The 2,552-nt window shown below is 38.2% G+C and carries 4 protein-coding genes; all 4 read right to left on the bottom strand.

Translation table 11 applies throughout. The features are described 5' to 3' along the window. The coding region (locus TT13_RS10725) for a phage tail tape measure protein (RefSeq protein ID WP_027699942.1) at positions 1-1,487 on the bottom strand (1,487 nt) is incomplete at its 3' end. Positions 1,488-1,510: 23 nt separating this feature from the next. Beyond that, positions 1,511-1,711, bottom strand: a complete 201-nt coding sequence (locus TT13_RS10720; RefSeq protein WP_045477342.1) for a hypothetical protein — start codon at positions 1,709-1,711, stop codon at positions 1,511-1,513. Positions 1,712-1,740: 29 nt separating this feature from the next. Further along, entirely contained in the window at positions 1,741-2,286 is a 546-nt protein-coding gene (locus TT13_RS10715; RefSeq protein ID WP_027699941.1) for a hypothetical protein, read from the bottom strand. A gap of 69 nt (positions 2,287-2,355) precedes the next feature. Then, a partial coding sequence (locus TT13_RS10710) for an Ig-like domain-containing protein (RefSeq protein ID WP_027699940.1) occupies positions 2,356-2,552 on the bottom strand: 197 nt, incomplete at its 5' end.

The raw sequence follows: 2,552 nt of genomic DNA, 5'->3' as shown, positions 1-2,552 counted from the left end.
GAATCACTCTTAAGCCCAAATGATTCAAGAGCAGCAGTTGAATTGTGCACAACATCTGTAAAATCATCACCTGATGCAACAGAAGCCTGCAACATTGACTTCATAGCTCCTAATGCTTGTTCAGATGAATAACCACGTTTTACTAATTCTTGATAGCCATCAGCAATTTTAGACTGAGATACACCATACTCTACAGACATTTTTTTACCATCAGCCTGCATTTTATTAACGTTTCGTTGAGCTTCTGAAGCTTTTTCACCGCCAGTGATTAACAAGTTAAAGGTCGTTTTATATTGGTTTTCAAGCTCAGAAGCCATTTGCGCACCTTTGACTGATGCTGCACCAACTAAACCAATTCCAATAGAAGCAGAAACAGCGTTATTTTTAACATTCTGAAAACCGCGTGCCATTCCATCAGTAACTTTTCCAGAAGTTTTGTAAAGACCATTCATACCTTCTCCAAGTTTCGAAAATCCATATGGATTTAGTCGATCGACTTGTTTTTGTGTGGCATAAATTTCTTTCCGATAACTGGCGGCTGATGCCTCACTTTTCGCCAATTCCAAGCGTTGGTCTTGATATTCTGAATTAGTAGCCTTTTGTGAGTTCTTTAGTCGTTCTAATTGTTGGCGTTGCTCATTAATTGCTTTATTTTGTGTCTCATATGCTTGATGCAAACCAGCCAATTTAACCTTCGAAGCTTCTTGTTCTCTGCCTCCAAGCTGTAAACGCTCCACATTGCTTTTATAAAGGTCGTTATTACGTGCCAAATCGTCATTTAGGCTCTTGATTGCATTTTTACCACTATTTATACCGGACTGGTAACGTTGTAGTTCGCTATTAGTTTTTGCTATGTTTAAACGTGTTTCTTCAACTCGCATTGCTGCTTTATGATATTCATCAGAATTTTTACCGTTGGCTGCGGCGGTCTCCACTAATTCTTTTTGTTGGATTTTCAAGATATCATTATAACTTGACTGTGAATTTTTTAAATTCTCAATATGAACCCTAACAGCCGCTTGTTCTCTGCCTTCTTCTTGAAGTCGTTGAACTCGAATTGTCGAAATATCGTTATTCTTTTGTAGAGCTTGATTAATATCTGCTAGTCCAGATTGATAATACTTGTTAATCTCTTGAGCACGTTGTTGCTGACCATTAAAAGAACCTAGTTTGCGTTCAGCAGAAGCTAACTGTCCCTGTAAGTAGCTATACAATTCAGCACCTTTTTTGGTATCAGTATTAGTATCTGCAATCGCCGCTTTCAGACCGTTAATCTTGTTTTGTTGGGATTCAATACTGTTATTCAGTCCTTGCAGTCTAGCTCCAACCGCTCCAGCAGTATCACCAGCAGCACTCATCTCACGTTCAACAGCTTTCCATTCACGAGTTGTTGTATTTACATCACGTGTGAGTTCTCTAAGCGAACTTTGCGCACTACTAATATCAAGTGTTAAATTAGTCGCCATTTCGTTGGTGATTGTTTTCATGTTTTCCTCCTTTCCTAAAAAAATTACTTAGTCATCGTCTTTTTATCACCATCTACACTTAAGCCCATTTGATTCATAAAGTCATGACCACTCAAAGGCCTGTCATCCATTGACTGAGCAGATAGAACTTCTGCCATTCGATAATAGGGTTGCTTTTCATACTCTAATGGAGTTATATGCAAATGATAAAATGCTTGTTGCTCGTTATAATCAATATCTTGCAATAAGTTATCCCAAAAATGATACGAACGAACTAATCTTTTAAACCCTCTTCTTCACTAATATCCTCACTAGCTTCTTCATCAACAGGTTCATCAGGAACATTCAATACTCGATTTGTAATTTCATCTGCCAATTCCTGGATTGGTGTACCACTGGCCTCATTCAGTTCTTTAATTTGCTTGTCTGATAGAGTGTCGCCCAAGATGTCATTCAAAAATTCTAAATTCAAGTCAAAACGATCAATGCCTGCATCAAAAGTTTGTAAAATATACTCTTCATCTAATGTAGGGTCTTGCTTTGCGTTCATCGCCTCTCTTAAATTAGCAATCTGCTTAACAGTATCTTCTCCTGAATTATCTAAATCACTTAAGCGATCAATTTCATCTTGCAATTGCGTAATATCACGATAGTACTTTGTAATTGCTTGTTGATGCTTGGCGTCAACAAGCCGCAACTTTGCCATATCGCGTTGATATTTAATAGTGCGGCGATACATCTTATTAGTTGTAACTAATCGCATGTTAGGCTCATCACTGAATACTTTTTCTGTTGCCTTCAATACAAAACTTTCGGTCATTTAATTTCTCCTTTATGTAAAAAAGGGCCTTTCACCCCATTTGGATAGTTTCGCTATCGTCGATTATCCTTATTCTGCTACTGTAACGGCTGTCTTATCAGTGAAGTTACCGTCGGTAGTTGTTACGACTACATTAACTGTCCCAACCGCTACCGCTGTGATAGTTCCATCACTGGCTACTGTCACAATGGCTTCATTTTCAGATAAGTAAGTCATGCCTTTATTGGTTGCACTTTCAGGGCTAATAACTCCAGCAACTTGTTTAG

The organism is Weissella oryzae SG25 (assembly GCF_000691805.2).
Classification (GTDB): domain Bacteria; phylum Bacillota; class Bacilli; order Lactobacillales; family Lactobacillaceae; genus Weissella; species Weissella oryzae.
The sequence above is the reverse complement of the archived record's forward strand: the minus strand, read 5'-3'. Positions and strand labels throughout refer to the sequence as shown.